This is a genomic window from Acinetobacter sp. UBA6720 (assembly GCF_002454215.1).
Taxonomy (GTDB): Bacteria; Pseudomonadota; Gammaproteobacteria; order Pseudomonadales; family Moraxellaceae; genus Acinetobacter.
In genome coordinates this window covers 1-2,473 of sequence record NZ_DKIK01000090.1, presented here as the reverse complement: position 1 = coordinate 2,473, position 2,473 = coordinate 1, and the positions used below count along the sequence as shown (strand labels likewise).

Here is a 2,473-nt window from a genome sequence, read left to right as displayed (position 1 = left end):
TTAAGCGGTTTTTTTATGCCTGAAATTTAGTGAAGTGCGTAAAAAAAGCCTTTGTGATGAAGGCTTAATTTAAGATACAAGCGAAGCAGATAATGCTTAAGGAATAATAATAATATTCACACGACGATTCAACGCTCGATTTTCTTCACTGTTATTTTCAACCAGTGGTTGTGAAGCACCACGACCAAGGGACTGAATATTTTGAGTTTTGAATCCTGTTTCAATAAAGATTTGACTGACGCTAGCTGCACGTTTTTCTGACAGTGTTTGATTATATGCTGGGTCTCCAATATTATCCGTATGTCCGACCACTTTGATTGTATTCAGATTATATTGTTGAAGTTGTTTTGATAGTGCCTCTAGCGGAGGCTTTTGAGCGGTTTGAATATCGGATTGGTCAAAGCCAAACAATAATTTTTCAGGCAGTCTCAGCGTCCAGCCTTCTTCGGTCAGGGTAAAGCCTTGTTTCTTCAACATGCGCGCCTGTTTATAGTTGAGATGTCCTAAACTGAGGCAGCCAGATAGGATGGTCATAAGACTTGTGACGATAATTAATTTATAAAGATGTTTTAGCATACGGCTTCCTAATAAATATCTTGACAGGGGGTGATATACCACCCTTGAGCTAAGTTTTTGGCTTTATACATGGCATTATCGGCTTCAGCAATCAGGTCTTCGGGTGTTGTTGCACATTTGGAAAAGGCCACGCCAATACTGAAACTGAAATAAATTTGTTGTTGGTCGAAATTCAGGGGAGCTCGGCTACATGCAATTAAGTGCTCACAGATCTGCTCTAAGTGCTCATAATGTTTGATATTGCGAACGAGAATAGCAAACTCATCTCCACCTAATCGTGCAACGACATCATAATTACGAACATTCTTCTTTAAGCGTAGAGCCATTTCTTTTAAAACTGCATCGCCTGCTAAATGCCCATAAGCATCATTAATATCTTTGAAATTATTATTATCAATAAAGAATAATGCAGTTTGATTTTCCTCTAGATTTTCAAACTGATTACATAAAATATTGTAGAAATAATGTCGGTTTGGTAGCTCTGTTAGTTGGTCGTGTAGAGCTTTATGAGATAGCAGTGAATTTTCGCTTTGTAGTTTTTCATTGGTGCGTTGCACCTTGTCTAGCAAATTGTTAAAAGCACCACTAATCACTCGAAATTCATAAATGGGTGAAGATGGTAGTCGGGCTTGGTAATTGGTATCAAGATTTAAACTTTCAACGGTGTTAACCATAGGTTGAATAGAGTGCATCAGTTTTCGATAGGTAGAATGTACTAACCACAGCATCACTAATAGAATAATAAAAATACCAATAGATAAGCAGATCAACATCTGAAAGAAAAAACTCATCAGTTGATTTGCACTACCATGAATAATCAAAGTACCGTACTGGTTATTTTTGTGCTTAATGCTTTGACTAACAGGATCTGCAAAAAAGACCCGATTAAATAGATTCTCCAGCCATGCAAACTCAGTTCGATTTTTGTACATGGCTGCAAGAGTATCGCCTTGCATGTCCTTTACCACAATTGCGCGTATTGGATACTGTTGAATGTGGTTGTTCAGTGTTTGTTGTAGTGTAATACGGTCATTAAAAATGACTGCGGGTTGGATTTGTTCACTTAGGGTTGCACTCAAGATATTTAAGCTTTGCTTGGCATAGGTGTTCATGGTGTAACTTGAAATAACAATAAAAATTAAGCTACAAATACCAAGTGTCAGTGAAAAAATTAGCAATTGGGACTGACTAAAAATCTTTTGTAAAGATGTGTTGTAGTGCTTACGAAACATTGTGTTAAGGCTCCGTAGATTTTGCTAATAATAAAACACGCGGATCTACATGAGCACGCGATTGAGAAAGGCTGCTTAAATTCACTTTAAAAGAAGTTCTAGTTTTACTTTGGTATAAACAAAAAGCACTGCCTAATTCACATTCAGCATTATTCGAACTGAATGTAAGGGGCGCATCTTTTAAACTATTAATAATATTTTGCTCTTCACGAGGTGTATATGTTGAGAAAAAGACTGCATTACACATCACTTTATTGAGTTCAGATAAGTTAATAGCTTGAATTTGGTAAGCGCTTTTGAGTTGCTGATTGACTTGTGCAAACTGATTAGAGAGTTGAGTGTTATTTAAAATACATAAAGAAACAGGATTTGGGGTATTCCATCGAACATAGCTTAAAATAGTCAATGTGGTCGTGGGGAGATTAAGTTGAGGTTGTGCCTGTACCTGTGAAATCATTACACAAGACAAGAGCACACAATAAATTCTGTATTTAAAAGCTGTCATTATTCATTTTGCTTGGCAGCGAGATAGAGCATATCTTAACGAAAAATAAACAAGGATAGTAAAAAATGCTTTAATAATCGTCAAAAACAACAAATTTGCCTAAAAAAAACTCACTCAAAATAATAATTGCTGCAAAGGGGTTGCAAGGGGATAGAAATGC

General features: G+C 36.4%; 3 protein-coding genes. All 3 read right to left on the bottom strand.

The window, feature by feature from the left end; all coding sequences use genetic code 11:
• Positions 1 to 96: 96 nt before the first annotated feature.
• The 3 genes from B4F08_RS08460 to B4F08_RS08450 are packed head-to-tail and all read right to left on the bottom strand — an operon-like array spanning position 97 to position 2,313.
• Complete coding sequence (locus B4F08_RS08460) at positions 97 to 576, bottom strand: OmpA family protein (protein ID WP_291374130.1); 480 nt, start codon at positions 574 to 576, stop codon at positions 97 to 99.
• Positions 577 to 584: 8 nt separating this feature from the next.
• Positions 585 to 1,808 (bottom strand): sensor domain-containing diguanylate cyclase, encoded by a 1,224-nt coding sequence (locus tag B4F08_RS08455; protein WP_291374129.1) that lies wholly within the window; start codon positions 1,806 to 1,808, stop codon positions 585 to 587.
• Between the two features lie 4 nt (positions 1,809 to 1,812).
• Positions 1,813 to 2,313 carry a YfiR family protein gene (locus B4F08_RS08450; RefSeq protein ID WP_110975765.1) on the bottom strand — a complete coding sequence of 167 codons (501 nt, stop codon included), beginning with the start codon at positions 2,311 to 2,313 and terminating at the stop codon, positions 1,813 to 1,815.
• Positions 2,314 to 2,473: the final 160 nt, after the last annotated feature.